Origin of the sequence: Pseudooceanicola nanhaiensis DSM 18065 (genome assembly GCF_000688295.1) — a bacterium.
In the GTDB taxonomy this organism is placed as follows: domain Bacteria; phylum Pseudomonadota; class Alphaproteobacteria; order Rhodobacterales; family Rhodobacteraceae; genus Pseudooceanicola; species Pseudooceanicola nanhaiensis.
On record NZ_JHZF01000011.1, the window covers coordinates 298,616 to 324,768 of the forward strand.

25 protein-coding genes and 1 tRNA gene are annotated in these 26,153 nt (G+C 69.6%); 10 read left to right on the forward strand and 16 right to left on the reverse strand.

Translation table 11 applies throughout. The features are described 5' to 3' along the window. Positions 1-24 precede the first annotated feature (24 nt). On the forward strand, positions 25-501 hold the full coding sequence (locus tag Q344_RS0102375) for a GFA family protein (RefSeq protein ID WP_028285245.1): 477 nt from the start codon (positions 25-27) through the stop codon (positions 499-501). A gap of 7 nt (positions 502-508) precedes the next feature. Here Q344_RS0102375 and Q344_RS0102380 read toward each other — a convergent pair whose 3' ends face one another. The 4 genes from Q344_RS0102380 to Q344_RS26295 all read right to left on the reverse strand — a co-directional run bounded on the left by Q344_RS0102380 (position 509) and on the right by Q344_RS26295 (position 4,516). Continuing rightward, entirely contained in the window at positions 509-2,305 is a 1,797-nt protein-coding gene (locus Q344_RS0102380) for an ABC transporter transmembrane domain-containing protein (protein WP_028285246.1), read from the reverse strand. Positions 2,306-2,590: 285 nt separating this feature from the next. Further along, positions 2,591-3,064: a DUF2948 family protein gene (locus Q344_RS0102385; RefSeq protein ID WP_028285247.1), complete on the reverse strand. Its 474-nt coding sequence runs from the start codon at positions 3,062-3,064 to the stop codon at positions 2,591-2,593. Continuing rightward, positions 3,061-4,329, reverse strand: a complete 1,269-nt coding sequence (murA, locus tag Q344_RS0102390; protein ID WP_028285248.1) for a UDP-N-acetylglucosamine 1-carboxyvinyltransferase — start codon at positions 4,327-4,329, stop codon at positions 3,061-3,063. The genes Q344_RS0102385 and murA overlap by 4 nt, the downstream gene beginning before the upstream one ends. Continuing rightward, on the reverse strand, positions 4,322-4,516 hold the full coding sequence (locus Q344_RS26295) for a hypothetical protein (RefSeq protein ID WP_036538212.1): 195 nt from the start codon (positions 4,514-4,516) through the stop codon (positions 4,322-4,324). The genes murA and Q344_RS26295 overlap by 8 nt, the downstream gene beginning before the upstream one ends. A 172-nt stretch (positions 4,517-4,688) precedes the next feature. On the opposite strand from Q344_RS26295, the gene Q344_RS0102400 reads away from it, so the two are divergent. Then, positions 4,689-4,763: transfer RNA gene (locus Q344_RS0102400), tRNA-Thr, on the forward strand. A 112-nt stretch (positions 4,764-4,875) separates the two neighbouring features. Here Q344_RS0102400 and Q344_RS0102405 read toward each other — a convergent pair. Together Q344_RS0102405 and Q344_RS0102410 are read right to left on the reverse strand one after the other, a co-directional pair. After that, a complete protein-coding gene (locus tag Q344_RS0102405) occupies positions 4,876-6,045 on the reverse strand; it encodes a BaiN/RdsA family NAD(P)/FAD-dependent oxidoreductase (protein ID WP_028285249.1) in 1,170 nt (389 codons plus the stop codon). Between the two features lie 193 nt (positions 6,046-6,238). Continuing rightward, positions 6,239-6,685 carry a VOC family protein gene (locus Q344_RS0102410; RefSeq protein WP_036538213.1) on the reverse strand — a complete coding sequence of 149 codons (447 nt, stop codon included), beginning with the start codon at positions 6,683-6,685 and terminating at the stop codon, positions 6,239-6,241. 91 nt (positions 6,686-6,776) lie between these two features. Between Q344_RS0102410 and Q344_RS0102415 the strand changes: the two genes are divergently transcribed. Further along, positions 6,777-7,445: a winged helix-turn-helix transcriptional regulator gene (locus tag Q344_RS0102415; protein WP_028285251.1), complete on the forward strand. Its 669-nt coding sequence runs from the start codon at positions 6,777-6,779 to the stop codon at positions 7,443-7,445. 4 nt (positions 7,446-7,449) lie between these two features. Here Q344_RS0102415 and Q344_RS0102420 read toward each other — a convergent pair whose 3' ends face one another. Then, positions 7,450-8,727, reverse strand: coding sequence for a cytochrome P450 (locus Q344_RS0102420; protein ID WP_028285252.1), 1,278 nt, complete (start codon positions 8,725-8,727; stop codon positions 7,450-7,452). A 344-nt stretch (positions 8,728-9,071) separates the two neighbouring features. Beyond that, positions 9,072-10,970: an acyl-CoA synthetase gene (locus tag Q344_RS0102425; RefSeq protein ID WP_028285253.1), complete on the reverse strand. Its 1,899-nt coding sequence runs from the start codon at positions 10,968-10,970 to the stop codon at positions 9,072-9,074. Between the two features lie 250 nt (positions 10,971-11,220). Here Q344_RS0102425 and Q344_RS0102430 point away from each other — a divergent pair, with 250 nt between their 5' ends. Next, entirely contained in the window at positions 11,221-11,829 is a 609-nt protein-coding gene (locus Q344_RS0102430) for a hypothetical protein (protein ID WP_028285254.1), read from the forward strand. A gap of 6 nt (positions 11,830-11,835) precedes the next feature. Here Q344_RS0102430 and Q344_RS0102435 read toward each other — a convergent pair whose 3' ends face one another. The 3 genes from Q344_RS0102435 to Q344_RS0102445 all read right to left on the reverse strand — a co-directional run bounded on the left by Q344_RS0102435 (position 11,836) and on the right by Q344_RS0102445 (position 13,770). Next, on the reverse strand, positions 11,836-12,567 hold the full coding sequence (locus Q344_RS0102435) for a Crp/Fnr family transcriptional regulator (RefSeq protein ID WP_051630209.1): 732 nt from the start codon (positions 12,565-12,567) through the stop codon (positions 11,836-11,838). Positions 12,568-12,694: 127 nt separating this feature from the next. Beyond that, positions 12,695-13,435, reverse strand: a complete 741-nt coding sequence (locus Q344_RS22940; protein WP_051630211.1) for a BUD32 family EKC/KEOPS complex subunit — start codon at positions 13,433-13,435, stop codon at positions 12,695-12,697. A gap of 71 nt (positions 13,436-13,506) precedes the next feature. After that, complete coding sequence (locus Q344_RS0102445) at positions 13,507-13,770, reverse strand: hypothetical protein (protein ID WP_028285256.1); 264 nt, start codon at positions 13,768-13,770, stop codon at positions 13,507-13,509. Positions 13,771-13,968: 198 nt separating this feature from the next. Between Q344_RS0102445 and Q344_RS0102450 the strand changes: the two genes are divergently transcribed. From Q344_RS0102450 to Q344_RS0102470, 5 genes are all read left to right on the forward strand, one after another. Beyond that, a complete protein-coding gene (locus Q344_RS0102450) occupies positions 13,969-15,273 on the forward strand; it encodes an amidohydrolase family protein (RefSeq protein WP_028285257.1) in 1,305 nt (434 codons plus the stop codon). A gap of 27 nt (positions 15,274-15,300) precedes the next feature. Continuing rightward, on the forward strand, positions 15,301-16,287 hold the full coding sequence (locus Q344_RS0102455; protein ID WP_028285258.1) for a BMP family protein: 987 nt from the start codon (positions 15,301-15,303) through the stop codon (positions 16,285-16,287). Between the two features lie 158 nt (positions 16,288-16,445). Then, complete coding sequence (locus Q344_RS0102460; protein WP_028285259.1) at positions 16,446-17,966, forward strand: ABC transporter ATP-binding protein; 1,521 nt, start codon at positions 16,446-16,448, stop codon at positions 17,964-17,966. Then, entirely contained in the window at positions 17,956-18,999 is a 1,044-nt protein-coding gene (locus tag Q344_RS0102465; protein WP_028285260.1) for an ABC transporter permease, read from the forward strand. Before Q344_RS0102460 ends, Q344_RS0102465 begins: the two co-directional genes overlap by 11 nt. Beyond that, complete coding sequence (locus Q344_RS0102470; protein ID WP_028285261.1) at positions 18,996-19,934, forward strand: ABC transporter permease; 939 nt, start codon at positions 18,996-18,998, stop codon at positions 19,932-19,934. Before Q344_RS0102465 ends, Q344_RS0102470 begins: the two co-directional genes overlap by 4 nt. A gap of 55 nt (positions 19,935-19,989) precedes the next feature. On the opposite strand, the gene Q344_RS0102475 is transcribed toward Q344_RS0102470, so the two are convergent. Genes Q344_RS0102475 through Q344_RS0102490 form a run of 4 tightly spaced genes read right to left on the reverse strand, consistent with a single transcriptional unit; the run spans position 19,990 to position 23,883 of the window. Next, positions 19,990-20,751 (reverse strand): SDR family NAD(P)-dependent oxidoreductase, encoded by a 762-nt coding sequence (locus tag Q344_RS0102475; RefSeq protein WP_028285262.1) that lies wholly within the window; start codon positions 20,749-20,751, stop codon positions 19,990-19,992. Beyond that, complete coding sequence (locus tag Q344_RS0102480; RefSeq protein ID WP_028285263.1) at positions 20,748-21,677, reverse strand: SDR family oxidoreductase; 930 nt, start codon at positions 21,675-21,677, stop codon at positions 20,748-20,750. The genes Q344_RS0102475 and Q344_RS0102480 overlap by 4 nt, the downstream gene beginning before the upstream one ends. Beyond that, the gene (locus Q344_RS0102485) at positions 21,674-22,570 is read right to left on the reverse strand and encodes a bile acid:sodium symporter family protein (protein WP_028285264.1); all 897 of its coding nucleotides are present in this window, start codon (positions 22,568-22,570) and stop codon (positions 21,674-21,676) included. Before Q344_RS0102485 ends, Q344_RS0102480 begins: the two co-directional genes overlap by 4 nt. After that, positions 22,567-23,883: a flavin-containing monooxygenase gene (locus Q344_RS0102490; protein WP_028285265.1), complete on the reverse strand. Its 1,317-nt coding sequence runs from the start codon at positions 23,881-23,883 to the stop codon at positions 22,567-22,569. The genes Q344_RS0102485 and Q344_RS0102490 overlap by 4 nt, the downstream gene beginning before the upstream one ends. A gap of 62 nt (positions 23,884-23,945) precedes the next feature. Here Q344_RS0102490 and Q344_RS0102495 point away from each other — a divergent pair, with 62 nt between their 5' ends. After that, positions 23,946-24,632: a TetR/AcrR family transcriptional regulator gene (locus Q344_RS0102495; protein ID WP_028285266.1), complete on the forward strand. Its 687-nt coding sequence runs from the start codon at positions 23,946-23,948 to the stop codon at positions 24,630-24,632. On the opposite strand, the gene Q344_RS0102500 is transcribed toward Q344_RS0102495, so the two are convergent. Further along, a complete protein-coding gene (locus Q344_RS0102500; RefSeq protein WP_028285267.1) occupies positions 24,610-26,052 on the reverse strand; it encodes a YbaY family lipoprotein in 1,443 nt (480 codons plus the stop codon). The genes Q344_RS0102495 and Q344_RS0102500 overlap by 23 nt on opposite strands. Positions 26,053-26,153 lie beyond the last annotated feature (101 nt).

Sequence of the window (26,153 nt, forward strand, 5' to 3'; positions counted from 1 at the left end):
AGGACCGGCGCACGGGAGGAGCGGATGGACGGACGATGCACCTGCGGAGAGGTGACCTACAGGCTGACGGACAAGCCGCTGTTCGTCCATTGCTGCCATTGCACCTGGTGCCAGCGCGAGACCGGCAGCGCCTTCGCCGTGAACGCGCTGATCGAGATGGCCTGCTTCGAGGTCGAGGGGCGCACCGTGGCCGTGCACACGCCGTCCGAAAGCGGTCTGGGGCAGATCGTCCACCGCTGTCCGACCTGTCACGTCGCGCTCTGGAGCCATTACCCCGGCATGGGCGAGGATTTCGCCTTCGTGCGGTCCGGGACGATGGCCGTGCCGGGCGCCTATCCGCCGGACATCCACATCTTCACCGAGAGCCGGCAGCCCTGGGTCGCGCTCGACGGGCGGGTGCCGGTGATGGAGCAATATTACCGCCGGTCCGTGCAATGGCCCGACTGGGCGCTGGAGCGCCGCCAGAAGGTCATCGACCGGGCGATGGCCCGGACGGCCTGAGCGGCGCTCACTCCGCGGCGATGCCGTCGGTGAACTGGAGCCGGGCGAGGCGGGCATAGAGCCCGTCCTGCGTGACCAGTTCGTCATGCGTGCCCTGGCCGACGATCCGGCCCTGGTCCATCACGATGATCCGGTCGGCCTTCTTCACCGTGGCAAGGCGGTGCGCGACGATGATCGTGGTGCGGGCCTCGGCCACGCGCTCCACCGCCTCCTGCACCAGCCTCTCGCTCTCGGCGTCCAGCGCCGAGGTCGCCTCGTCCAGCAGCAGGACCGGCGCGTCGCGCAGGATGGCGCGGGCGATGGCGATGCGCTGCTTCTGCCCGCCGGACAGCATCACGCCCCGTTCGCCGAGCTGGCTGTCGTAGCCCATCGGAAGCCGGGTGATGAACTCGTGCGCGGCGGCGGCCTGCGCGGCGGCCTCCACGGCCTCGTCGCTGGCTTCCGGCCAGCCGAAGCGGATGTTCTCGCGCGCCGAGGTGGCGAAGATCACCGGATCCTGCGGCACCAGCGCGACGAGGCGGCGGAACGCCTGCCGGTTCAGTCGCGCGAGGTCGGTGCCGTCGATCAGCACGCGGCCCTGCTGCGGATCGTAGAACCGCAGGATGAGCTGGATGATCGTGGATTTCCCGGCGCCCGAGGGGCCGACCAGCGCCACCGTCTCGCCCGCGCGGATGGTCAGGTCGATGCCCTCCAGCGCGGGGGCGGAGCTTCGCGCGGGATAATGGAAGCGCACCTTCTCGAAGGTGATCTCGCCCCGGGCGGGCGCGGGCAGGGGCAGGGGGGAGGCGGGGTCCTTCACCTCGTCCTCGGCCGAGAGAAGCTCCACCAGCCGTTCGGTGGCGCCCGCGGCGCGCTGCAGCTCTCCCCAGACCTCGCTCAGCGCACCGACGGCGCCCGCGACCATGACGGCATAGATCACGAACTGGATCAGTGCGCCGGTGGACATCACGCCGGTCCGCACGTCCCGGGCCCCGATCCAGAGCACGCAGACGACGCCGGTGAAGATCAGGAAGATCACGATCATCGTCATGACGGCGCGGGTGGTGATCCGCGTGCGGGCCTTGCGGAAGCTCTCTTCCGTGACCTCGTCGAACTCGGCGCGGGAGAGGTCCTCGTGGGTATAGGCCTGCACGGTCTGGGCCGACAGGAGCGCCTCGGACGCCTTGCCGGACGAGGCCGCGATCCAGTCCTGGTTCTCGCGCGAGAGGACGCGGAGGCGCCGGCCCAGCACGAAGATCGGCACGATGACGACCGGCACGATCAGCAGCACGAGCCCCGCCAGCTTGGGCGAGGTGAAGAGCATCAGGGCCAGACCGCCCACGAAGATCAGCGTGTTGCGCAGCGCGATCGAGACCGAGGAGCCGATGACGGATTGCACCAGCGTCGTGTCGGTGGTGATGCGCGAGAGGACCTCGCCGGTCATGACGTTGTCGTAGAAGGCGGGCGACATGCCGATCATCCGGCCGAAGACGGCCTTGCGGATGTCGGCCACGACGCGTTCGCCCAGCCGGGTGACGAGCGCGTAGCGCAGGCCGGTGCCGACGGCGAGCAGGGCGGCGATCAGGATGGCGGCGGCGAAATACTGGTCCAGAAGCTCGCCCGCGCCGCCGCCGAAATTGTCGACCACCCGCCGCACGGCAAGCGGCAGCACCAGCGAGACCGAGGCGGTCAGCACGAGCGCGATCACGGCGAGGGCGAGCATGATCCGGTAGGGCGCGACGAACGGCCAGAGCCGGGCGAGATTGCCGACGCGCTTGGAGGCGGCGCGGTCCTCGGAGCCTTGGGTGATCGGTTGCCGGGCCATGGGACGTCCTTCGGGTAATTTGCCGGGTGTCTAGAAGGGTGCAGGCGGCAGGGTCAAGGCGTCAACCGGACGCGGGGCCGGCGAGGGGGCGCTTGCCGCCTCTTCCGGCCGGGCATCAGCACGGGGTGTGCCGCATGTGGCTCCGGATCGGAGGATCGTCCGGCACGGGCAATTCTGGCCTGCCGTCGTGCCGGAGGCCGGGGCCGGGCGCGCGCCCGGCCTGCATCTCACCCGTCCCGGCAACCGCCCGCCCCGCCGCGGCGGGCCGGGCGTCGGCCCGACAGTCTATTCGTCGTGTTCGGGCGCCTGTCCGGAGGGCGCGCGGTAGGGCTTCGTGACGTCGCGGAGCCGCAGGTCGAGCGCCTCGACCTTCAGGCGGATCGCGCCGTCGCCGGCCAGCGTCATCAGCACATGGCCGCCCGGCGGCTCGGCATCCGGCACGAAGGTCACCGCGAGCAGCGACAGGATCGTGTCGCGGTCCTTCGGGTCGATCCCCTGGCTCGCGACGGCGGTCACGCCCTCGACCACCAGCACCGATTGCACCCGCTCCGCGCCGTGACGCGCGCGGCCCTCGTCCTCCCAGCGGAAGCGGTTGAGCAGGAGCGCGAAGCGGCGCTCGGTCGGCCGCCAGAGCATCTCGGTGGCCGGAAACACCGCGTCCTGCGCGAGGGCTGAGATGACCGTCAGGTCGCTCTCGTCCAGCGCGCCGAGGTTCAGCGGCCGTTCCGCCCCGTCTTCGAACCGTGCGTCCTGGCTCATGCCTCGTGGATCCTCTCGATCTTGGCGCCGACGGCCGAGAGCTTGTCCTCGACATGCTCGTAGCCGCGGTCAAGGTGATAGACCCGGTTCACGATGGTCTCGCCCTCGGCGGCAAGCCCCGCGAGGATCAGCGACACGCTCGCGCGCAGGTCCGTCGCCATCACCGGCGCGCCCTTCAGCTTCTCGACGCCGGTCACCCGGGCGGTGCCGCCGTGCACGTCGATCCTGGCGCCCATGCGTTGCAGTTCGGGCGCGTGCATGAAGCGGTTCTCGAAAATCTTCTCCTCCAGCACCGAGGTCCCCTCGGCGGTGCAGAGCAGTGCCATCATCTGGGCCTGCAGGTCGGTCGGGAAGCCGGGGAAGGGTTCGGTGGTCACGTCCACCGCCTGGGCCCGGCCGTTGTGGCGCGACACCGTGATGCCGTTCTCGCTTTCGCGGACGGTGATCCCCGCCGCGTCGAGCTTCTCGCAGAAGGCGCCGACCAGGTCCATGCGCCCGCCGAGCAGTTCGACCTCGCCGCCGCAGATCGCGGGGGCCAGCATGTAGGTGCCCAGCTCGATCCGGTCGGCGACCACGGGATGGGTCGCGCCGCCCAGCCGGTCGACGCCCTGGATGGTGATCTCCGACGTGCCTTCGCCCTCGATCTGCGCGCCCATGCGGCGCAGGCAATGCACGAGGTCGACGATCTCGGGCTCACGCGCGGCGTTCCTGATGACGGAGGTGCCCTTGGCCAGCACGGCGGCCAGCAGCGCGTTCTCGGTCGCGCCGACCGAGACGATCGGGAAATCGACGATCCCGCCCTTCAGCCCGCCCTTCGCGGTCGCGTGGACATAGCCATCGCGCAAATCCATCTCGGCGCCGAGCGCTTCCATCGCGCGCAGGTGCAGGTCGACGGGCCGCGCACCGATGGCGCAGCCGCCGGGCAGCGAGACGACCGCGTGCCCCTCGCGCGCCAGCATCGGGCCGAGCACGAGGATCGAGGCGCGCATCTTGCGGACGATCTCGTAATCGGCCTTGTGGTTGTCGATGCCGTGGCTCGACATCGCCAGCACCTTGCCGCCCTGCATCGAGGTGATCTCGGTCCCGAGCGAGCGCAGCAGGGCCGACATCGTCGCGATGTCCGACAGCCGCGGCGCGTTGGTCAGGGTCAACGGCTCCTCGCTCAGCAGCGTCGCCGGCATCAGGGTCAGGCAGGCGTTCTTGGCACCCGCGATCGGGATCTGCCCGTTCAGCTGGCCATTGCCAGTCACCACGATTCTATCCATCGCTGCTCTCCTCGGTCTCGCCGTCGGTGTGTGCCTCGTCGTCCCGGGCGCGGGCCTTCGCCTGTGCCTTCCGCCGCGCGATGTTTGCCTTGAGGGCCTGTTTCAGCCGTTCATCGCGCGATTGTCCGGGTTTCGCCTTGTCGCTCATGTCCGAGAAATAAGGCACCCCCCCTGCAACGTCCAGCATGTCGGCAGGGGAAGCCGGATTTCCCGCCGTCCGGGCCATTTCGGCACCCCGCCCGCCGCGCCTCGGGACCCTGCCGCGAGGTTACGGAGAGGCCGGGAAATTTTCCCGGATTTCGCCACTTCAAAGCCCTTGCACTCCCGCGCGCATCCGGTAAAAGGCCCCTCACCTGATCGCCGCAGTAGCTCAGTGGTAGAGCGCACCCTTGGTAAGGGTGAGGTCGGGAGTTCAATCCTCCCCTGCGGCACCAGTATCCTCCCCGACAATGTCAGCTTCGGAATGTCAGGCACTGGCCGGGATTTGCCTCGCCGACCTTCACCCTGGCGAAGCCTCCGCCTGCGCGGAGCGTCCCGTGGCGCCTCTCAGCCCTTGCGGGCGGCGATGGCCTGTCCGCAGGCCGCGCCCGAAGACCATGCCCACTGGAAATTGTAGCCGCCGAGCCAGCCGGTGACGTCGACCGCCTCGCCGATCGCGTAGAGGCCGGGGCAGGACGTCGCCTCCATCGTCTTGGAGGAGAGGCCGGCGGTGTCGATGCCGCCCGCGGTGACCTCGGCCTTGGCATAGCCCTCGGTGCCGGTCGGGTGGAAGGTGAGGGCGGTCAGGGTCGCGGCGGCACGGTCGAGCGCGGTGTCGGACAGGTTGCCGAGTTCCGTCGCGAGACCGATGCGCCGGGCGAGCGCCTCGGCCAGCCGGTTGGGCAGGTGCTCGGCCAGCGCGGCCTTGAGATGGGCGCGGGGCATCCGGCGCCTTGCGTCGCGCAGGAGGCTCGCCGCCTCGGGCAGGATGTCGAGCGACACCGGATCGCCGGGGCGCCAGTAGGACGAGACCTGCAGGATCGCGGGCCCCGAAAGCCCCTTGTGGGTGAAGAGCACGGCCTCGTCGAACCGCGCGCCGTTCACGCTGGCCGTGGCGGGGGTGGCAATGCCCGTGACCTCGGTGAAGAGGTTGTCCTCGGCGCCCAGCGTGAAGGGCACGAGGGCCGGGCGCGGGGCCACGACGCCCAGGCCGAAATCCCGCGCGATGTCATAGGCGCGTCCCGTGGCGCCCATCTTCGGGATCGAGGGGCCGCCGGTCGCGATGACGAGCTGCCGGGCCGAATGGCCCGCCACGTGGAAGAGGCCGTCGGCATGGCGGATGTCGCCCAATGTCGTGGAGAGCCGGATATCGACGCCGCCCCTGGCGCATTCGTCGAGCAGCATCCGCACGATCTGCTTCGCCGAGCCATCGCAGAAAAGCTGACCGAGGGTCTTCTCGTGCCAGGCGATCCCGTGCGCCTCGACCAGGGCGAGGAAATCCCACTGGGTATAGCGGCTGAGCGCGGACTTGGCGAAATGCGGGTTCTCGGAGAGGTAGCACTGCGGCTCGATCCCGAGATTGGTGAAGTTGCACCGCCCGCCGCCCGAGATCAGGATCTTCTTGCCCGCCCTGTCCGCGTGATCGAGCACGAGCACCGTCGCGCCGGCCTGGCCCGCGGTCGCCGCGGCCAGCAGGCCCGCGCCGCCGGCGCCGAGGATGATCGCGTCGTAGTGCATGGGGCGGGCTCCGTCCGGGGTGCGGGCGGGGTTTAGTCGGTCGCGGCGTCTTCGGCAATGGTGGCGCCGGGCTCAGGGTCCGGGCACCGCGCCCGGGCCCTGCGTGGCCTCCGCCGGGGCGCGAGCGGCGTCCCGGACAACCTCCGGTGGACGGTTCCGGCTGCGAAGGGGCGGAGGCCGGTTCGGGCAGGCTCTATGCGGAAGCCGCTTCCGGGGCCCAGGCGGCCATCGCCCTGTCGACATCCATCCACATGATCTCGAACACATGACCGTCGGGGTCCGAGAAGCTGCGGCCGTACATGTAATCGCCCATTTCAATCGTCTTGCCGGTGTCGGTGCCGCCAGAGGCCAGCGCCTTGTCCAGCAATGCGTCCACGGCGGCCCGGCTCTCGCTGCTCAGGCAGATCAGGTGCTGGGCGCTCTCGGCGGGGCTTGAGACCGGGCGCGGGGAGAAGCCCGCGAACTTCTCGTGGGTCAGGATCATCAGGGTGATCGTGTCCGAGATCACCACGCAGGCGCCGCCCTCGTCGCAGAAGCGTTCGTCGAAGGTGAAGCCGAGCCCGGCGTAGAACGCGCGGGAGCGGGCGATATCGGAGACGGGGATATTGAGGAAAATCATCTGCTTGTAGTCGGTGGACATGAGAATCTCCTAGGTTGGATACTTGTATGGTGGCGATTTAAGTTGTAAAAAGCAACCGAACAGTTTTGATAAGCAACCAAATGGGCGGCAAATGGCTGGCAAACGCAGGTACGAGGATGGCTGCGCCTTCGCGCAATCGCTCGACATCGTCGGGGAACGCTGGGCGCTTCTCGTCATCCGGGAGCTCATGTTCGGCCCCAAGCGCTTCACCGACCTGAAGGCCGACCTGCCCGGGATCGCCTCCAACGTGCTGACCCAGCGGCTGGCCGATCTTGAGGACGCGGGGCTCGTCGTCCGGCGCGAGATGCCGCCGCCGCGGAAGGCGCGGCTCTATGATCTGAGCACGTGGGGGCGGGATCTCGGGCCGGTCCTCGAGGCTATGGGACGCTGGGCCGCGCGCTCTCCGCTGCTGGAAGGGGGCTGGCCGCTCTCGGTCAGCGCCGCGATGATGAGCCTCGGCTCGATGTTCCGCAGCGATCTGGCGGGCGATTTCGAAGGCGTGCTGGGGCTTCACCTGTCGTGGCAGGATTTCACCGTCCGGGTGGCGCGCGGCCGGATCGACGTGGAGCCGGTGCGCGCCGCGGCGCCGCAGGTCACGGTCACCGGCGACCAGAACATCCTTCTGGGCGTGCTCTACATGAAGCGGCCGCTCGCCGAGGCGCGGGCGCAGGGTCTGCGGATCGAGGGCGACGAGGCCGTGCTGACCCGCTTCGCCGCCTGTTTCGAGATGCCGGAGCCCGCCCCGCGGTCCCCGGCCTGAGGGCTCAGATCCGCTCGGGAATGCGGACCGGCAGCGTCTCGTAGCCCTTCACGAAGACCGAATGGGTCCGCGTGGGCTCTTCCATCACCTCGATGGTGGGGAAGCGCTTCAGGATCTCCTCCCAGAGGATGGTGAGCTGCAGCTCGGCCACACGGTTGCCGAGGCAGCGGTGGATGCCGAAGCCGAAGGAGAGGTGCGCCTTCCTGATGTCGCGGCCGATCTGGTAATCGTCCGGGCTGTCGATCTTGGTGTCGTCGCGGTTGCCCGAGACGTACCACATCACGACGCGGTCGCCCTTGCGGATGGTCTGCCCGTGCATCTCCACATCCTCCAGCGCGACCCGGGCCATGTGGGCGAGCGGCGTCTGCCAGCGGATCGTTTCCGAGACCATGGCCGGGATCAGCGAGGGATCGGCGCGCAGCCGGTCGTACTGGTCGGGGTGCTTGTTCAGCGCGTAGACCGAACCCGAGAGCGTGTTCCGCGTCGTGTCGTTGCCACCGACGATCAGGAGCACGACGTTGCCGTGAAACTCCTTCTTCGGCATGTCGCGCGTGCCCTCGCCATGGGCGAGCATCGAGATCAGGTCGAAGGAAGGCGGCCTGGCCTTGCGCTCGGCCAGCAGCTCGTCGAAGGCGGTGAAACACTCCATCGTGGTGTAGAACTTCTGGTCCCAGTCAGTCACCGGCCCGAAGCCGGGCGTGTTGGTGATGATGTCGGACCAGTAGGTCAGCTTGCGCCGGTCCTCGAAGGGGAAATCGAAGAGCGTGGCGAGTGTCATCGCCGTGTATTCCTTCGAGACGAGGTCCACCCAGTCGAAGGTCTCGCCCACGGGCAGCGAGTCGAGCAGGTTGCCCGCGCGTTCCCGCAGCAGCCCCTTCAGCTTGTCGAGGCTGGGCGGCGTGAAGGCCGGGGAGACCTGCTTGCGCTGCTGGTTGTGCTGCGGGTTGTCCATCGTGATGAAGCCCGCGCCGTCGGTGCCGCGTTCCAGGGAATGGGCCCGGCTTTCCGGCGTCTGCAGCACGATCCCCTCGGCCGAGGAAAACCGGCGGTGGTCGGTGTCGATGGCGAGGATGTCCTCGTAGCGGGTGATCGACCAATGTGGCTCGTAGGCGCCGGTCTCGGACCAGTGGACGGGCGCCTCTTCGCGCAGGCGCTGGAACCAGGGCCACATGGTGTCGTTCGCGAAGCGGTCGGCCTGGGCGGCGGTGAACTGGTCGAGCGGCGTGCTGTAGGCGGCTTCGCGGCTCTCCTCGAGGGTGTCGGGGCTGATGGCGTCTTTCATTGCTGGCCTCCCTTCCTGCAATTCCCCGCGCTCGGGGGTCGGGGCCAGTGAAACGCCTCCGCGACCTTACGGCAAGGTAAAGCTGCGGGATGTCACAAGGACGTGGCGGCACTTCGCCGCCGGGTCACCGCGCCTGCGGCCGGAGGGCCGCAGGCGCGGCCGCCGACACTTCGGCATGACGAGGGACAGGGTGCCCCGCCCGTGCCGAGATGCAGGCCGGTCTCGGGCGCGGCACGGCCGGGAGGCCCGAACCGTCCGCCCTCCACCGCCCTCGGGTGGGTGTCCCGCCGAACGAAAACGCCCGGCACATGGCCGGGCGCATCGTCGTCACGGTCTGTCGGCGCTCACTTGGCCCATTCCCAGGGCCGCGTGTAGGTCCCGAGCAGAGCCTCCACCGCGGCCTCGTCCGCGCCGTCCGTCTTGGCGAGCTGCGCGGTCAGCCCGCGTTGCTTGTCGTCCACCACCGCGACCACATGCGTCGGCACGCCGGCCTCGGCGAGCGCCGCGTCGTAGACACGGGCGATCGCCATCTTCCGCAGGTCGGGCTTGAACACCTTGCCGACGGCGGTCTTCGGCAGCTCGTCCATGATCTCGATGTGCTTCGGATGCGCCGCCCGCTCGTGGATGTGGCGCTGCGCATGGGTTTCAAGCTCGTCCACCGTCACGCTGGCGCCGGCCACCAGCTCGACGTAGACGCAAGGCAGTTCGCCCGCGCGCGCGTCGGGCTGGCCGATGGCTCCGGCGAAGGCGACGGCGGGGTGGGCCAGCATCGCCTCCTCGATCTCGGCGGGGTCGATGTTGTGACCCCCGCGGATGATCAGGTCCTTCGCGCGGCCGGTGATGAAGATATACCCGTCCGCGTCGATCCGGCCCAGGTCGCCCGTCCGCAGGAACGCCCGGTTCTCGCCCGGCACATGGTGATAGAGGTCACGGTTCTTCGCGTCCTCGGTATAGGTCGCGCCATCCAGCACGCCGGGGTTCGAGACGCAGATCTCGCCGACCTCGTCCGTGCCGCATTCGCGCAGCTCCTTCGAGGTGTGGTCGAAGATCCGCACGTCCGTATAGGGGAAGGCGACGCCGACCGAGCCGATCTTCTTCTCGCCGTCCGAGGGATTGCAGGAGACGAGGCAGGTCGCCTCGGTCAGGCCGTAGCCCTCGATGATCTCGATCCCGGCGGCGCTCTCGAACCGGTGGAACAGCTCGCGCGGCAGCGGTGCGGAGCCCGAGAAGGCGGTCTGCACCGTCGACACATCGGCATCCACGGGGCGCTGCATCAGCGCCGAGATGGCGGTCGGCACGGTGATGATGAAGGTGATCTTCCACCGCTCGCAGAGCTTCCAGAAATTGTCGAACACGCCCTCGCCGCGATAGCCCGCGGGCGTCGGGAAGACCACGTGCGCGCCCGAGGTCACGCAGGCCATCAGGATCACGTGGCAGGCAAAGACGTGGAACAGCGGCAACGGGCAGATGATGTTGTCGTTCTCTGTATAGAGCAGCGTGTGGCACACCCAGCCGTTGTAGATGATGCCCGAATACTTGTGCTGCGCCACCTTCGGCATGCCCGTCGTGCCGCCGGTGTGGAAATAGCAGGCGACCCGGTCGCCCTTGCTGTCCTCGAAGGCGAGCGTCCCGGGCTGGCGCGCCAGCTCGGCGTTGAAATCCTTGACGTCGGCGTGGTGCTTGCCGGGAACCTTGGGCCGGATGAAGGGCACGATCCAGCTTTTCGGCGGGGTCAGATAGCGGTTCAGGTCCACCGTCAGAATCGTCTTCACGTTCGGCGCGTGGCGCACCGCCTCGGCGGTCTTCTGGGCCACGTCGGTCTTCGGGAAGTTCTTCAGCGTGACGACGACCTTGGCATTGGTCTCGCGCAGGATGGCGCCGATCTGTTCGGGTTCGAGCAGCGGGTTGATCGGGTTCACGATCCCCGCGATCGCGCCGCCCAGCGTCGCCAGCACCGTCTCGGTCGCGTTCGGCAGCACCAGCGCCACCACATCGGTCTCGCCGATCCCGAGCGACCGGAAGAGGTTCGCGGCCTGGCAGGTCTTGGCGTGCAGCTCGCCCCAGGTCAGCGTCTCGGCCTTGTCGGTCGGCCCGGATTCGAGCTGGAAGCTGACGGCGTTGTGCGACGGGAACTTCGTTGCGGTCCGTTCGAGCAGCTGGTTGAGCGTGACCGGCAGGTCGCGCTCGGCCCAGGGCATTTCGTTCTGAAGCGCAAGCGCGTCGGCGCGTCCGGTGAATGGCACGGATATCCTCCCCTATGTCCGTTTTCCCGCTATGCGGGATTTTCGGAAAGATGCGCGGTAAGCGGGTGCGATTGCAAGAATTACGCAGCGGCGGTCCGCCGACGCCGGGGCAGCTGTGCGGCCGCGGCACGTCCGGCGCCAGCGATGTGAATTCGGGCGCCGGTCGGGCGTATCGGCGCGGGATCGCGCTAGTCTGGCCGCACCGGCGTCACGCGCCGACAGGATGCGCCAGCGAGAAGGACCGTGCGGGATGACGGAATATCTGACGATCAGGACGGCCCCCAACCGGGCGGCCGGGGTGGGCGAGGCGCTGCGCAGCGCGCGGCTCGCCGGCGGGCAGGCGCGGGCGCTCGGGCTCTTTGCGCCGCAGATCGGGGCCAGCGTGAACACGATCTTCGCCATCGTTTCCGGCGCGTCAGAGGCGCTCGGACAGGCCGGAGACGAGATCGCCGTGATGGCGGATGTCGCCACGGTCGACCGGCAGCCGGTCGAGCCCGCCTCGGAACGCAACCTGGACCTGCTCGAGGACAGTCCGGCCATGTTCACGAACCGCTGGTTCCACGTCCGTTCGGATCGCGCGGCGGATTTCGAGGCGGCGACCGTCCCGGTCTGGGACGGGTTCGAGACCGACACCAAGTGCAAGGTGATCGGCCTCTGGCACGCGCCGCCGCAGGACGGGGTGACGCGCTACCTGCTGGTGGCGAAATACGACGATCTCGCGGCGTGGTCGGCCTCGCGCTACTTCAACCTCGCGCCGGGCAGCCGGAAACCCGAATGGGCCGAGAGCTTCGCGCGCCGCCGGGATTACATGACCGACACCTCGGTGATCGCGACGCGCTGCCTCGGCGGCAGCGCCTGAGCCGGATCAGCGCCGGACCCGCACCACTTCGAGGTAGCCCGGGTCGAAATGCGACATCTTCTTCAGCCGCTCGGGGTCGGGCAGGTGGACGTGGCCGCGTTCCCATTCCAGAAGCCCCGCCGCCCGCAGCTCCTGCACCGAGCGGTTCACGTGGGTGCGCGAGAAGCCGAAGATCCGGGCGAGGTCCTTCTGTTCGAGCCCCATCGGGAAGCCGTCGTCCTTCACGAAGCCGATCATCCCGTAGCGGGTGTGCAGCTCGCAGAGCATGTGGCCGATCCGTTCCTTCGCGCGGAGGGTGGCCGCGGCGGTCAGCCAGGCGCGGCTGATCTTGGCGTCGACGAGCGAGAGCATCCACAGAAGCCGCGTCAGGTGCGGGAAGCGATCGGTGATCTCGACCAGATGCTCGCGCTTGACGAACTGCACCTTGCAGGCGCCCTGGGCGATCACCGCGTGGTCCAGCTGCTCCAGCACGAAGGCGTGCAGATCGACGAAATCGCCGGGAATGTGCAGCGCCGAGACGATGGGCTCGGGCTTGTGCGTGGCCTGCGAGCGCAGGGCCATGCCGCCGACGACCAGGCAGCTTTCGTCGGGCGTGGGCCCCTGCGCGATGATCGTCTCGCCATGCATGAAGGTCACCGACCGCACCGGAAGCGCGGCAAGGGCATCGAGTTCCTCCGGCATGAGCGAATCCCGCTTGCCGAGGACCAGTGAAAGCAGTTCGGAGGTGGTGGTTGACATCGTTTCGGCAGAAAAAGCCGTGGCTTGCGAGCTGTCAACCCCGTCCCGCCCGGTTTCGCCCGACGGTGACGCATCGGCTTTTCCGCCCGAACGACGCATGGAGCCTGCAAAGGAAGGGAACCATGCCCTAAGGCGCGGCGGAATCGGGGCTCAGGAAGGTCCGGAAGACCAGCTGGCCTGCCTTTACGTCATGGCTGTCCCTGAGCTTCGGCAGGCGCGAAACGAGCGGGTCGAGCCAGCGATACCGCCTCAGCATCCGCGCCGCGTCGCCCCAGACGCCGTCGCGGTCGCGGCTGCGATAGGCCGCGAAGGCGTGGTCGATCTCGGGCCGCGGGCCGCCCGCCACGTCGAAGCAGGAATGTGCGAAGAGCAGCAGGTCCATCGCCTTGGCCCGGCGCAGCTCGCGCGTGGCGCCGAACCGTTCGAAATCGATGAAGGCGATCCGTGTCCCGTCCCACATCATGTCGCGGAGCGAGGGGCGCCCGTGGGCCACGTCGGCGTCATGCAGGCTGTGCAGCGCCTCGGCCCCGGCGCTCAGCGCCCGGTCGCGTTCCTCGCGCGGCGCGTCGCCCGCCAGCACCTGCGACAGCGGCGTGCCGGCATCGCGCACGACCAGGTAATCCGGCCCCTCGTCGACGCAATCGGCAACCGGCAGGCCTCGCCCCGCCAGCGCGTGATAGGCGTTGCGTTCGCGTTCCAGTGCCAGCGCCGGATCGCCCTTCTGGATGCGCCACCGCATCGACAGCGTCTCGGGGTGCTTCACCCAATAGGTCGTCCCGTCGAGCTCGATGCGCTGGATGCGCGCCTCCTCCGCGGATCGCATGGCCGCGCGGAGCGCTGTCAGGTCGGGTGGGGCGGGGGGCGTCATGGCGGGGCCGTTACAGGGATGTCATCTTCCTGTCATATCGGCCGCCTGCCACGGGGTTCAACCGTCGCGCGTCAGGCAGGCAGACGCGCGGCGATGCGCAGCCCGTCCGCGCGCCTCTCGATTCGCCAGCGCCTGGCCGCGATCGGGGTTCCGGCACGGGTCCGGTAGGGCGCAACCGTCAGGGTCTCGGCTGCCAGCGTTCCCGAAGCGGTCGAGCCGTCCGCGAAATGCACCACCAGCGCGCCGTCCCCCGGTGCCGCACCCGGCGGCACGCGTGCCGTCGCGCCGGGATAGAAATGGGTGTGATCGGCCTCGATCTCGGTCGCGTCCTGCATGGGGTCCGAACTGGCGCGGGCGCGGGCAAGGTCAATCGCGACCCTCCCGCGCCCTGCGGCATCACGCGACGCTGGACCTGAGTGCTGAAATCTTGATCTAATGGTCAAGAAAGCGACGCGGAACGGCGGGCGGGTGTGCGGGACAGTGGCGTCCCCGGCCGGGCTCTGCAAACGTCGCCGCAAGGCCGGGGGACAGATGTGCTTGATACCGTAATCAGAAACGCCACGCTGCCGGACGGGCGCCGGGGCATGGACATCGCGATCCGCGCAGGACGCATCGCCGAGGTCGCGCCCGGCATCGACGCCGAGGCGGGCGAGGTGATCGACGCGGGCGGGATGCTGGTCACGCCGCCCTTCGTCGATTCGCATTTCCACATGGACGCCACGCTCTCGCTCGGGATGCCGCGGCTGAACCGCTCCGGCACGCTGCTGGAGGGGATCGCCCTCTGGGGCGAGCTGAAGCCGCAGCTCACCGTCGAGGCGATGGTCGAGCGGGCGCTGCGCTATTGCGACCTCGCGGTGACGCGCGGGCTGCTGTCGATCCGCTCGCACGTCGATGTCTCGGACCCCACGCTCCGGACGGCGGAGGCGATGATCGAGGTCCGCGAGACCGTCGCGCCCTACATCGACCTCCAGCTGGTGGCCTTCCCGCAGGACGGCTATCTCCGCGCGCCCGGCGCGGTGGAGCTCATGGACCGCGCGCTCGACATGGGGCTCGACGTGGTCGGCGGCATCCCGCATTTCGAACGCACCATGGGCGAGGGGGCCGAGAGCGTCGCCGCCCTCTGCCGGATCGCGGCCGAACGCGGGCTGCGGGTCGACCTGCATTGCGACGAGAGCGACGATCCGATGTCGCGCCACGTGGAGACCCTGGCGCGGGAGACCCTGCGCCACGGGCTTCAGGGCAGGGTGGCCGGGTCGCACCTGACCTCGATGCATTCGATGGACAATTACTACGTCTCGAAGCTTCTGCCGCTGATGGCCGAGGCCGAGATCGCGGCCATCGCCAACCCGCTGATCAACATCACCCTTCAGGGCCGCCACGATACCTATCCGAAACGCCGGGGCCTGACCCGGGTGCCCGAGATGATGGCCGCGGGGCTCACGGTCGCCTTTGGCCACGATTGCGTCATGGACCCGTGGTATCCGCTGGGCTCCGGCGACATGCTCGAGGTCGCCTCCATGGGCCTGCACGTCGCGCAGATGACGTCCCGCACCGGCATGCGTGAGGTGTTCGACACGGTGACGGTGAACGCCGCGAACGCCATCGGGCTCGAGGGTTACGGGCTCGCGCCGGGCTGCCATGCCGACCTCGTGATCCTTCAGGCCAGCGATCCGGTCGAGGCGATCCGCCTTCGTGCCACCCGCCTCGTCGTGATGCGCCGGGGCCGGGTCGTGGCGCGGTCCGCGCCTGCCGTGGCCGATCTTTTCGTCGAGGGGCGGCCCGGTTCGGTCGACCCCGCGAGCTATGCGCCGAAGGCCGCGGAGGTGGCCGGGGACTGAATGAAGACCAACAGAGAGGGAATTGAAATGACAAGAAAACTGCTCACCACGCGCAGGACGTTCCTGCAAGGCACCGCCGCCACCGGCCTGCTGCTCGCCGCCCCGCCGGTGATCGGTCAGGCGGTGCCGAAGGTCGCGGGCATCCACGGCTCGCCGGTCGAGAACGCCTGGAACTCGCGCCTGCACGGCGCGATGGTGGAGGCGGCTGCCGAGGGCAAGATCGACTACGTCTTCTCCGAGGGCGTGGCCGGCACCGACTATGTCCGCGCGATGCGGGAATACGCCGAGAGCGGCGTCGACCTGATCGTGGGCGAGGTCTACCCGGTCGAGGCCGAGGCCCGCGAGGCCGCCGCCGATTACCCCGAGGTGGGTTTCCTGATGGGCTCCTCCGGGGAGCCCTCGGGCGAGAACTTCGGCACCTTCGGGACCTGGAACCACGAGGCGGCCTACCTCGCCGGGATGCTCGCGGGGCGGATGTCCGAGACCGGCAAGTTCGGCGCCGTCGGCGCGATTCCGATCCCGGAAGTCAATATGCTGATCAACGGGTTCCGCGCCGGTGTTGATGCGGTGCGCCCCGATGCCGAGCACCTGATCGGCTTCATCGGCACCTTCTTCGACCCGCCCAAGGCCCGCGAAGCCGGGCTCGCGCAGATCGACGCCGGGGCGGACATCCTCTTCGGTGAGCGGATCGGCACGGCGGACGCCGCGAAGGAGCGTGGGATCAAGGCGATCGGCTCGCTGATCGACTACACCCCGCGCTACCCCGAGACCGTTTTCGCCAACGCGATGTGGTACTTCCGCCCGCTTCTTGACGCGGCGCTGGCCGACAAGGCGGCGGGTGAGCCGACGGGGCGGAACTACACGCCCTACTGCCTGATGAAGGAAGGCGGGAACGACATCGTCTATTCCGAGGACATGGTGCCGACGGAGGCCATCGGCCCGATGGAAGAGGCCCGCGCCGCGATCAAGGCGGGCGAGCTCGAGGTGCCGATCGACTTCAACGAGCCGACGTAAGTGGTTGTGAGGACGTCGCTTCTCCTGGGTTTTGGCTGGGACGCGCAGCGGCCCGGCCGGCGCCCGTCCGCCCCCCCGGGCGGGCGCTTTCGCGCCCCCCCGCGGACGGGTGCCGGCCTCTGTTCCGCGCGCAACGCCACCAGCCTGCGGCCTCTGCGATGAAGTCACCCGTCCTTTCCCTCGATCACATCTCGAAGCGCTTCGGCGAGACCGTCGCCAATGACGACATCTCGATCAGCCTCGCGCGCGGCGAGGTCCTCGCGCTCCTTGGCGAGAACGGCGCGGGCAAGACGACCCTCATGAACATCCTCTTCGGCCATTACACCCCCGACACGGGCAGCGTGACGGTCGAGGGAAAGGACCTTCCTCTCGGCCGCCCGCGCCATGCCATCGCGGCGGGGGTCGGCATGGTCCACCAGCATTTCACCCTCGCGCCGAACCTCTCGGTTCTCGAGAACGTCATGTGCGGCACCGAGAGCCTCTGGCGCGCCCGCTCGTCCCGCGCGACGGGCCGCGCGCGGCTGGCCGCCCTGTCCGAGCGGTTCGGGCTCACGGCGGACCCCGACGCGATGGTCTCCGACCTCTCGGTGGGCGAGCGGCAGAGGGTCGAGATCCTGAAGGCGCTCTACAACGAGGCGCGGATCCTGATCCTCGATGAACCCTCGGGCGTGCTGACCCGGCCCGAGGCGGAGAAGCTCTTCGAAACGCTCCGGGGCATGGCCCGGGAGGGGCTTTCGATCATCTTCATCTCGCACAAGCTGGGCGAGGTGATGGCCGCCGCCGACCGCGTGGTGATCCTGCGCGGCGGCAGGGTCGCCGCCGAACGGCTGACCTCCGAAACCTCCAAGGAGGAGCTGGCCGAGCTGATGGTCGGCCGCCGCGTCGAACGCCCCATACGCGAGTCGCGCGAGATGGGCGCGCCGGTGGTCGTGGCCGAGGGGATCGACGTCGAGGAGGGCGGGGTGAAGCGGCTCGACGGGGTGGGCTTCACGCTGCACGAGGGCGAGGTGCTGGGGATCATCGGCGTCTCCGGCAACGGGCAGACGGCGCTCGCGCGGCTGTTGTCCGGGCTGGCACGGCCGACGCGCGGCCGGCTGACGCTGGACGGCGCGGAGGCCGGGGGGCTGAGCCCCTCCGAGCTGATCTCGCGCGGTGTCGGCCGCATCCCGGAGGACCGGAACACGGAAGGCGCCGTCGGCGATTTCCCCCTTTGGCAGAATGCGGTGCTGGAACGGCTCCACGAGGCGCGCTTCGCGCGCGCAGGCTTCGTGAAGGCCGCCGCCGCGAAGGCCTTCTGCGCCGAGGTGATCGGGCGTTTCGACGTCCGCGGTGGCGGGCCTGAGACCCAGACCCGGCTCCTTTCGGGCGGCAACATGCAGAAGCTGATCTTCGGCCGGAACCTCATCGCCGCCCCCCGGGTGCTCATCGCCGCCCAGCCGACGCGGGGCCTCGACGAGGGGGCCATTGCCGCCGTACAGGCGGATATTCTCGACGCGCGGTCGAAGGGATGCGCCGTCGTGCTGATCACCGAAGACCTCGACGAGGCCCTCGCGCTCAGCGACCGGGTGCGGGCGATCGTGCAGGGGCGGCTCTCGCCCCCGGTGGCGACCGAGGGGCTCGACGCGCAGCGGCTCGGGCTGATGATGGCGGGCGAATGGGAGGGGCTCGATGCAGTTTGAACGGCGCGCGAAGCCGCCCCTCTGGCTGACCCTCGGGGCGCCGCTGATCGCCGTGGCGGCGGCGCTGGTGCTCTCGGGGCTGCTGATCGCGCTCTCCGGTGCGCCGGTCTTCGAGGCCTACGGCACCATCGTCACCTCGGCCTTCGGCACGCGGCTGGCCTTCACCGAGACGCTGACCCGGACGACGCCCCTGATCCTGACGGGGCTCGCGGCTGCGGTGGCCTTCCGGGCAAGGGTCTGGAACATCGGGGCGGAGGGGCAATTCTACCTCGGCGCCTTCGCGGCGGTGGCCTGCGCGCAATGGCTCGACCTGCCGGGCGTGGTGATGATCCCGGCGCTGATGCTCATGGGGGCGCTCGCGGGGGTGATCCTGCTGGTGATCCCGGTTCTGATGCGGGTGAAGAGCGGGGTGGACGAGGTGGTGACCACGCTGCTTCTGAACTTCATCGTGCTCCTCTTCGTCTCGCTGGCGGTCGAGGGCTTCCTCAAGGACCCGATGGCCTTCGGCTGGCCCAAGTCGGTGCCGTTGCCCGCCGAGGCGAGGCTCGACAAGCTGGTGCCGAAGACAAGGCTCCACGCCGGCCTCTTCGTGGCACTGGCCTGCGCGGTGGCGGTCTGGGTGATCGACCGTTTCTCGACCTTCGGGCTCCGCGCCCGGGCGGCCGGGGCCAGCGCCGAGGCCGCGACCTTCGCAGGCGTGCCGCTGACCGGGACGCTGATCCGGGTGGCCTGCCTTTCGGGCGGGCTCGCGGGGCTGGCGGGCGCGATCGAGGTGATGGGGGTGCGGGGGTATCTCACCACCGACCTCTCGCCGGGCTTCGGCTATTCCGGGATCGTCGTCGCGATGCTCGCGGGGCTGAACGCGCTCGGCGTCGTCGCGGCGGCGCTTTTCGTGGCGGCGGTCTTCGTCGGCACCGACGGCATGTCCCGCGCGCTCGAGGTGCCGAGCTACATCGCGGACGTGACCGTCTCGCTCTCGCTGCTGGCGATGCTGGTGGCGATCTTCTTCAGCCAGTGGAGGATCCGGCGATGAGCATGTGGGAGATCCTCTTCACCGCGGGGCTCTGGGCCTCGGTGCTGCGCATCGCGACGCCCTTGATCTTCGGGACCCTGGGGGCGCTGCTCTGCGAGAGGGTCGGCGTGCTGAACCTCGGGATCGAGGGGATCATGACCTTCGGCGCGATGGCGGGCTGGCTCGCGGTCTTCAACGGGGCGGATCTGTGGACGGGGCTCGCGGTCGCGGCCATCTGCGGCGGGCTCTTCGGGGCGCTGCACGCGGTGCTGACGGTGAGCCTCGGGCTCTCGCAGCACGTGACGGGGCTGGGGATCACGCTTTTCGCCTCGTCCTTCAGCTACTACCTCTTCCGGCTGGTGGTGCCCGTGCAGGGCACGCCACCGACCATCGAGCCCTTCGGCCCGGCCTTCCCCGGGCTCGCGGGGATCCCCGGCATCGGCCCGGTCCTCGCGGCCCAGACGGCGCCGACATGGCTGGCGATCGGCGCGGTGCTGGTGCTGGCCTGGGTGCTGGCGCGCACACCGCTCGGGCTGGCGCTCCGGATGACGGGAGAGAACCCGCACGCGGCCGAGGCGCAGGGGCTCGATCCGATCGCGCTGCGCTACGGGGCGGTGATCTGCGGCTCGGCCCTGATGGCGGTCGGGGGGGCGTTCCTGACGATGTCGGCCTTCAACTCCTTCTTCCCGACGATGGTGCAGGGGCGGGGCTGGGTCTGCATCGCCCTCGTCGTCTTCTCCACCTGGCGGCCGGGCAGGGCGTTGCTCGGCGCGCTGCTCTTCGCGTTCTTCGACGCCTATCAGCTGCGGTTGCAGACCTCGCTCGGCAAGGCCGTGCCGTATCAGCTGTTCCTGATGATGCCCTATGTGCTGTCGATCGTGGCGCTGGTGATCATGTCGCGGCGGGCGCGGGTGCCACAGGCGCTGATGCAGCCGTTCCGGCGGGGGAGCCGGTGAGGGCGGCGGGGCGAGCCCTGCGCGACGCTGCGGCGGTGTCGGCCGGGCTTGAGCCTTACCCCTCGCCGGAGATCTTCCGCCGCATCAGCCGCTGGTAGAGCGCGGGCGAGGCCCGGTTCACCAGGTATGCCAGCCGCGCGACCCGGCCGACCGGGATGAAGTCCCGCCGCCGCGCGAGGCCGCGGAGGATCACCTCCGCCGCCTCCGCTGGCGTCATGTAATCCACCCCGTCCGCCGCGGCTCCCGGCCGGATGATCCCGTCGGCATCGCGCCCAGCCTGGCCGATATTCGTCGCCACGAAGCTTGGCGCGGCGATGCGCACGGCCACCCCGTGCGCCGCCTCCTCCGCCCGGAGCGAGCCGAAGAAGCCCTCCATCGCGTGTTTCGACCCGGCATAGGCCGTGCGGTTGACCAGAGGCGCGAAGCCTGCCACCGACGAGATCGCGAGGTGCGTCCCGCGGCTCTGCCGCAGCGGCGCGAGGAACCCCCGTGCCATGTTCACCGCGGCGAAGTAGTTGATCTCGAAGACCTTCCGGTGGCTCTCCTCCGAGGCGCGCTCGAACGGCCCGATCTGCGAGACGCCGGCATTGTAGACCACCAGGTCGATGCTCGGCCGCGCCGCCACGATGCCGGTGCAGGCGCGGGCGAGGGCGGGACCGTCGGTGAGATCGACCCGCACCGGGGTGAGCGCCGCACCGGCCTCCAGGCCCTCCGTGGCGATGTCGAGCGCCACCACGTGCCAGCCCTGCGCCTGCAGCCCGGCCGTCAGGGCGCGCCCGAGCCCGCCGTTGCCGCCCGAGATGACCGCCGTCTTCACAGTCCGGCCTCCCTCTGCCAGAGTGCGAACACCTGTTCCGTGGTCAGCTCGGGCGTATAGCCGAAGACCTCGATCAGCGCATCGTTCGCAAGCACGGGGCGGTATTGCAGGAAGCGCACCTGTTCCGGCCCGTAGCGCGACAGCCCGAGCGGCCGCGCCAGCCCGAGCGCCGCCTTCAGCGCCCAGGGCGGAACCCGGCGGACAGGCTTGCCCAGCCGGACGGCGATCTCCTCGACCGAGAGCGTGCCGGATCCGGCCACGTTGTAGATCCCCGGCGGTCCGTCGGTTGCCGCGCGTCGCAGGATCCGCGCGAGGTCCTTCGTCCAGATGAAGACGAAGGGGCTCTCCGCGCCCCGCACCGCCAGCAGCGCCTTGCGGTGGAAGAGTGCGGTGATCTGGTTCTCGGTGCCCGCGCCCAGCACGGTGCCGACGCGCAGGACGACCTGCTCCAGCCCGGGGTGCTCGGCCCGGGCCTCAGCCAGCATCTCCTCGACCTGCCGCTTGTGATCGGCATAGGCGAACTCGGGATTGCCGCGGCAGGGATCGCTCTCGCGCAGCGGCACGGGGTTGTCGGCGTGATAGCCGTAGGCCGCGCCCGAGCTCGTGACGACCAGCCGCCGGACGCCGTGCTTCAGGCAGGCCTCGAGCACGTTGCGCGTGCCGGTCACGTCGACCGCGAAGGCCGCCTCCCGCGCCATCCCCGGGGGCGGGGTGACGATCGAGGCGAGGTGGACCACGACCTCGGGCGCCTCCGCCCCGATCACGCGGGCGGGGTCCTTGCCGGTCACGTCCACGGTGCGGAAGCGCACGATGTCGGGCAGGGGGCCGCGGGCAAGGTCGGTCGCGACGATGTCGGTGCCCTGCATCTCGGCCACCAGCGCGCGGCCGACCATGCCGGCCGCGCCGGTGATGAGGATCCTCGTCATCGCGCGGCCTCCGTCCGGTTCATCACCGCGGCCAGGGCGATGCCCGAGACCGCGTGCCAGATGCCCCAGGCCGCGGCGATCACCGCCATCCCGCCCAGGCCCCCGAAGAAGCCGAAGATCAGAACCAGCCCGAGGCCGGAATTCTGGATCCCCGTCTCGATGGTCACCGAGCGGCGGTCGTAGGGTGTCAGCCCGAAGAGCGTGGCGGTCGCGTAGCCGCCGCCGAGGGCCAGCGCGTTGTGCGCGATCACCAGCGCCGCGATGCCGCCCGCATAGGCCAGGAACTGCGCCCAGTTGGCGGCCAGCGCCAGCACGATGAAGAGCGCGAAGATCCCCATCGAGAGCCATTGCAGCGGCTGGCGCAGCCGGGCCGCCACCAGCGGGCGCCAGCTGTTGAGCGCCACGCCCAGCACCAGCGGCAGGATCAGCATCAGCCCCAGGGTGATCGCCACCTGCACCGGGTCGATCTGCGTCTGTTCGAGGATCGCGCGGGACGGCGCGTAGAGGCTGCCCCAGAAGGCGATGTTGACGGGTGTGAGCACGATCGCCCCCACGGTCGCGAAGGCGGTGAGCGACACCGAGAGCGCCGCGTTGCCGCCCGCACGGTAGGTGATGAAGTTCGAGATGTTGCCGCCCGGGCAGGCCGCCACCAGGATCAGGCCGAGCGCGATGGAGGCCTGCGGCTGCACGATCAGCACCATCAGGAAGGTCAGCGCGGGCAGCACGAGGAACTGCGCCACCAGCCCCGCGATCACCGGTTTCGGCCCCCTCAGCAGGACCTGGAAGTCGCGCGGGCGCAGGTCGATGGCGATGGAGAACATCACCACGGCAAGGATCGCGTTCAGAAGCATCAACGAGGCGGGGGAGAAATTGAGGACCGCCCCGTCGATCATGCCCGCGCCCCCCGGAGCGCCGCGATCCAGCGGCCGACGGCCTTCCGGTAGGTGGCCTTGTCGACGTAATAGGCCATCCGGGGAAGCTCGAGATAGGTCATGCCCCCCGTGGCCCGGTCGAAGCCCGCCGCCTTTTCGGCCCTGAGCCGCGCTGCAGCGTCGCTGCCTGCCGCGAGACCCGTGATGTAGCGCACCACCATCTCGGCCTGTTCGTGCCGGCCCTGCCAGCCGAGGCCCGAGGCCTCGACCATGCCCAGCACGAAGAGGTCGTCGCGCTCCGGATGCATCGCGTTCAGGTAGAGATGCGGCGCGTCGCCCTGCCAGTTCAGCAGCGCTTTTTCGATGAACGGATAGTCCAGCTTGTAGCCCGTGGCGGCGAGGATCAGGTCGTATTCGGCCTGCGTGCCGTCCCTGAAATGCACCGTGTGCCCGTCGAGCCGGTCGATGTCGGGCCGGATCCGGATGTCGCCGTGGCCTGCGTGGTAGAGCACGAGGGAATTCACCACCGGGTGGCTTTCGTAGAGCTTGTAATCGGGTTTCGGGAAGCCGTATTTCTGCGGGTCGCCCACGAACCATTTCAGGATCGCCCCGTCGATCACCCGCTTGATCGGCATCGGCAGCCTGATCGCCCCGCCCAAGGTGTCGGCCGGTTTGCCGAAGACGTATTTCGGCACGAAGTAATAGCCCCGCCGCATCGAGAGGTCGCAGAGGCTGCCGTGGTGGATCGCGTCGACCGCGATGTCGCAGCCGGAATTGCCCGCGCCCACCACCAGCACGCGCTTGCCGTCGAACTGGCGGGGCGAGCGGTAATCGGCGGAATGCAGGATCTCGCCCGCGAAGTCTCCGGCGAAGCGCGGCAGGTTCGGGGTGGAGAGCGTGCCGTTGGCGATCATCAGCCCGGCGAAAGCCCGGGTATGCTCACCTTCGGCGTCGCGCCACGTGACCTCCCAGCCGTCGCCCGAGCCGCCGAGCGGGACGCAGCGCAGCACCTCGGCGTTGAAGCGGTAATGGCGGTAGAGGTCGAAATGCGCGGCGAAGTCGCGGAAGTAGCGCTTCAGCTCACGGTGCGAGGGGTAGTCCGCCACCTCGTCCCGCATCGGGAAGTCGGCGAATTCCGTCATCCGCTTGGACGAGATCAGGTGGGCGCTGTCGTACATCGTCGAGCGGGGGCCGTCGATGTCCCAGAGGCCACCGACATCCGAGTGCATCTCGAACCCCTGGAAGGGGACCCCCTGCTCGGAGAGGACCTTGGCCGCCGCCAGACCCATCGGGCCGGCGCCGACCAAGGCGTACTTGTCACGCGTATCACTCATCACATTGTCCTCCCCCTGCGGCTAAACTTGAACATTTGTTCAATATAAGGCAAGCTGATTTGATGCAGACGGAACATCCCTTTGACCGGAAACGACAAAGGGCGCCCTCGAAACGGGCGCTGGCGACCCGTGAGCGGGTGCTGGACGCGGCCGAACGGATATTCGCGGCGCGGGGATTCGACGGCGCGACGATTCGCGACATCGCGGCCGACGCCGGGGAGCCCGTCGGCTCGGTGCATCACCACGGGGGCGGGAAGGAACTGCTCTTCCACCAGGCCGTTGCGCGGCGCTCGGTCGAGCTGTCACAGGCCCGGCGGGACGCGCTCGAGGCGGCGCGGGCCTCCGGTCCGCTGACGCTCGAACGGGTGCTCGACGCCTTCATGCGGCCCTTCTTCGCGCTGGCGGAGGACGAGCCGCGCTGGAGCGATTACGCCCGTCTCGTCGCGCTCGTGTCGGCCGACGACCGCTGGCGCGGCATCGCGGCGGAATGCTTCGACCCGACGGCCGCGCTCTTCCTGTCCGAGCTCGCGGAGCTGGCCCCCGACCTGACCCGGAGGACGCGGGCGCAGGCCTTCGTCTTCTCGGTCTCGGCCATGCTGTCGCTGCTGACCTCGCAGGGCCGGATCGGCGCGCTCGGCGCGGAGGGGACGGAAAACCCCGGCGCGGGCAGGGCCACGCCGGGGCAGGTCGATCACCTTGTCGCCTTCTGTGCCGCGGGCTTCGCCGTCAGCGCAGATGGACGGCGCTGAGCACCGCGATCTCCATCCCCACGTCGTCGTAGAGCACCATCGTCTCGCCGCGGATCTGGTGCTGCGCGACCGCCGCGAGCGTGTCGGTCAATGTCGTCTCCATCGCGTCCAGAGGCGGCGGGCAGGCCATCCGCGTGGTCGCGCCGGGCTGGAAGTTCAGGTGTTCGCCGCTGGCGGCGAAGACGCCGGTGATCCGGTTGCAGCCCGCGGTGGCGACGTAGCGCGGCTCGGAACTGTCGTTGAGCACCATGTAGGGCTCGCGCGCGTCGTCCACGGCCTCGACCGTCTCGCCCCGCAACAGGTCGAAGCGCCAGTAGGTGTTCACCAGCTGGCTGTCCGCGCGCTGCCGCTCGCAGGTCAGGCCGGGGCGGGTGCGGATGAAGTTCTCGGCCACGAGGCTGCGCTTGTCGGGCCCCTCCATCGCGGGGCGCAGCAGAAGGCTGCCCACCGTCTCGACATAGAGCGGCGCGCCGTCGCCGGTTCCCTGGGCAAGGTAGGCTTCCTCGAGCGCGGGGTAATCCTCCTCCATCGCGATCGGGTAGTCCTGCCCGGTGATGCAATCGGTGAAGCTTGCCGCGTCGGCCATGTAGACCATCATCCCGCTCATCAGCAGGTGCTCGATATCGGTCTCGTCCAGCGTGCCGTCGGTGGTCAGGTCGTAGGGCAGGTCCGATTCGATATGCGCGCCCTCCTGGTCGAGCTGGCGCAGCGTGGTGGCGTCGGTCGCCTCGAACTGCAGCGGCGGCTCGTCCGAGCCGTGGAGCGTGATCACGTTGCTGCCGGGCGTCGCCGCCCAGAGCCCGATCGCGTCGCGCCGGATCTCGCTCGCCTCGGCGGTGGCGTCCCGGCCGAGCCACTGGCGGCGCAGGTGGAAGCCGTGGTCCGGCCAGAGGTCGAGGTGATGCGAGATCCCCTCGCAATCGGCGCAGGGCAGGGTGCCGGTGTAGGTCGCGGGCAGCGTCAGCCCGCGGACGTCGCGCTGCGCCTCCTGCGCGGCGGGCGGCACCGGGGCGCCCGCGGCCCCCGCCGGCTGCGCGACGGCGACCATCTGCATCTCGACCGTCGTGGGCGCGCCGCCGGTGATGACCGGGGTGACGGTGTCCGAGGTGAAGAGCAGCGCGCCCCCGGCGTCCCGCAGCGTCGTTCGGACCACGTAGCGGTGCGTCGGGTCGATGGCCGCGGGGTCGTATTCGATCGAGAAGCGGAACGGCGGACCTTCGGGATCGGGCTGCTCGTCCTGCCCGATGTCGACGGCCTTGCCGCCGGTCGAGGACACATCCTGGATCACCGCGAGAAACACCGCGCCGGGCGGCGGCAGGATCCTCTCGCGGTAGGTGGCCGTGCCGGTGACGGCCTCGGCCGAGACCAGCGTGGGCGCGAGGGCGAAGAGGGCGAGGGCGGTGAGACGTGATAGGAACATGGGGGCGGGCTCCGGGTCTGGACCTCTGGGGACGGGCCGGCGGACGGCCCTGCGGGGATGGTGCGCCCCGGTCCCGCCTCTGTCCAGCGCGACGGGCGGCG

Coding starts and splice junctions, on each gene's coding strand:
- Q344_RS0102460 (WP_028285259.1), top strand. CDS start 16,446: ATGAAGTCACCCGTCCTTTCCCTCGATCACATCTCGAAGCGCTTCGGC.
- Q344_RS0102470 (WP_028285261.1), top strand. CDS start 18,996: ATGAGCATGTGGGAGATCCTCTTCACCGCGGGGCTCTGGGCCTCGGTG.
- Q344_RS0102495 (WP_028285266.1), top strand. CDS start 23,946: ATGCAGACGGAACATCCCTTTGACCGGAAACGACAAAGGGCGCCCTCG.
- Q344_RS0102405 (WP_028285249.1), bottom strand. CDS start 6,045: ATGCACTACGACGCGATCATCCTCGGCGCCGGCGGCGCGGGCCTGCTG.
- Q344_RS0102385 (WP_028285247.1), bottom strand. CDS start 3,064: ATGAGCCAGGACGCACGGTTCGAAGACGGGGCGGAACGGCCGCTGAAC.
- Q344_RS0102480 (WP_028285263.1), bottom strand. CDS start 21,677: ATGACGAGGATCCTCATCACCGGCGCGGCCGGCATGGTCGGCCGCGCG.
- Q344_RS0102465 (WP_028285260.1), top strand. CDS start 17,956: ATGCAGTTTGAACGGCGCGCGAAGCCGCCCCTCTGGCTGACCCTCGGG.
- Q344_RS0102435 (WP_051630209.1), bottom strand. CDS start 12,567: ATGTCAACCACCACCTCCGAACTGCTTTCACTGGTCCTCGGCAAGCGG.
- murA (WP_028285248.1), bottom strand. CDS start 4,329: ATGGATAGAATCGTGGTGACTGGCAATGGCCAGCTGAACGGGCAGATC.
- Q344_RS0102455 (WP_028285258.1), top strand. CDS start 15,301: ATGACAAGAAAACTGCTCACCACGCGCAGGACGTTCCTGCAAGGCACC.
- Q344_RS0102490 (WP_028285265.1), bottom strand. CDS start 23,883: ATGAGTGATACGCGTGACAAGTACGCCTTGGTCGGCGCCGGCCCGATG.
- Q344_RS0102430 (WP_028285254.1), top strand. CDS start 11,221: ATGACGGAATATCTGACGATCAGGACGGCCCCCAACCGGGCGGCCGGG.
- Q344_RS0102415 (WP_028285251.1), top strand. CDS start 6,777: ATGGCTGGCAAACGCAGGTACGAGGATGGCTGCGCCTTCGCGCAATCG.
- Q344_RS0102410 (WP_036538213.1), bottom strand. CDS start 6,685: ATGTCCACCGACTACAAGCAGATGATTTTCCTCAATATCCCCGTCTCC.
- Q344_RS22940 (WP_051630211.1), bottom strand. CDS start 13,435: ATGACGCCCCCCGCCCCACCCGACCTGACAGCGCTCCGCGCGGCCATG.
- Q344_RS0102380 (WP_028285246.1), bottom strand. CDS start 2,305: ATGGCCCGGCAACCGATCACCCAAGGCTCCGAGGACCGCGCCGCCTCC.
- Q344_RS0102500 (WP_028285267.1), bottom strand. CDS start 26,052: ATGTTCCTATCACGTCTCACCGCCCTCGCCCTCTTCGCCCTCGCGCCC.
- Q344_RS0102485 (WP_028285264.1), bottom strand. CDS start 22,570: ATGATCGACGGGGCGGTCCTCAATTTCTCCCCCGCCTCGTTGATGCTT.
- Q344_RS0102375 (WP_028285245.1), top strand. CDS start 25: ATGGACGGACGATGCACCTGCGGAGAGGTGACCTACAGGCTGACGGAC.
- Q344_RS0102445 (WP_028285256.1), bottom strand. CDS start 13,770: ATGCAGGACGCGACCGAGATCGAGGCCGATCACACCCATTTCTATCCC.
- Q344_RS26295 (WP_036538212.1), bottom strand. CDS start 4,516: ATGCTGGACGTTGCAGGGGGGGTGCCTTATTTCTCGGACATGAGCGAC.
- Q344_RS0102420 (WP_028285252.1), bottom strand. CDS start 8,727: ATGAAAGACGCCATCAGCCCCGACACCCTCGAGGAGAGCCGCGAAGCC.